The sequence below is a fragment of the Polaribacter sp. BAL334 genome, from assembly GCF_015767435.1.
Lineage (GTDB): Bacteria > Bacteroidota > Bacteroidia > Flavobacteriales > Flavobacteriaceae > Polaribacter.
This window is the reverse complement of record NZ_JADWOV010000263.1, coordinates 1-793: the sequence shown is the minus strand read 5'-3', so window position 1 is coordinate 793 and position 793 is coordinate 1. Positions and strand designations below refer to the sequence as shown.

Genomic DNA, 793 nt, shown 5'->3' with positions numbered 1-793 from the left:
AGGAACTTTCCCTAGAATTTATTTTAATACTACCGGAGATAAAGACAAGATTATTTCTATTGATCAATGGGGAACAATTGCATGGTCTTCTATGGAAAATGCCTTCAGAGGCTGTGTGAATTTGGAAGGGAATGCTAATGACAAACCAAATTTGACAGGTGTAAGTAGTCTAAGAGCAATGTTTAACGGAGCTAGCATATTTAACCAAGATATTGGAAATTGGAATGTGAGTAGTGTAACAGATTTCTCTATAATGTTTTCAGATGCAACAGTCTTTAATCAGGATATAGGACAATGGGATACTAGTAGCGCTTCTAATATGCAAGGTATGTTTAATAATGCAACAAATTTTAATCAAAACATTGGCTTGTGGAATACAACACAAGTTACAGATATGAGTTTTATGTTTACCAATGCAACTGTGTTTAATCAAGATATTGGGAATTGGAATGTGCAAAACGTAAATAATATGCGTCAAATGTTTAGAAATGCACCTGTTTTTAATCAAAATATTTCAAACTGGAATACTTCAAGTGTTACAAGTATGCTATTAATGTTTACTGATGCATCATCCTTTGACCAAAATCTAGGAAATTGGAATGTTGAAAATGTTACGTCTTTTAATGATATGTTTCAAAATGTAACATTATCTATATCCAATTATGATGCCTTGCTAACAGGTTGGAATGCCCAAAACTTAAAACCCAACTTAAACTTTAATGGTGGAAATTCTAAGTATTGTGCCGCAAGTAATGCTCGAGCGAACATGATTACTTCTGATGGTTGGACAATT

At 33.0% G+C, this 793-nt stretch carries 1 protein-coding gene; it reads left to right on the top strand.

Features of this window, described 5'->3' with window-relative positions; translation table 11 throughout:
- The coding region (locus IU405_RS05495; protein ID WP_197437611.1) for a BspA family leucine-rich repeat surface protein at positions 1-793 on the top strand (793 nt) is incomplete at both ends.